Genomic DNA, 248 nt, shown 5'->3' with positions numbered 1-248 from the left:
CGCGGTGCGGCGGCAAAACGTACGACGACGGCGCGGGCCGGCCGGCGGCGTCGAGCATCCCTGCGGGGACCCGCACCCGGCGGCGGCGCCTGCCGTCGCCGTTGAGGTTCACTGCCGCGAAACCGCCGTCGAATTCGCGCCACCATGTGTGCCTGCTCCCCTGCGGCTCACCGAGCGGGCTGCCCATCTGCCAGTCCAGCTCCGGTGCGTGCTGGGTGCGGCTGTAGTCGTCGTGAGCGGTGGCGGAG

At 73.8% G+C, this 248-nt stretch carries 1 pseudogene; it reads right to left on the bottom strand.

The window, feature by feature from the left end:
• Nucleotides 1-248 (bottom strand): annotated as a pseudogene (locus SB754_RS22085) (hypothetical protein); the annotation flags it as partial.

Origin of the sequence: Leifsonia sp. SIMBA_070, assembly GCF_046534635.1 — a bacterium.
Lineage (GTDB): Bacteria > Actinomycetota > Actinomycetes > Actinomycetales > Microbacteriaceae > Leifsonia.
This window is presented reverse-complemented; position numbering and strand designations above follow the sequence as displayed.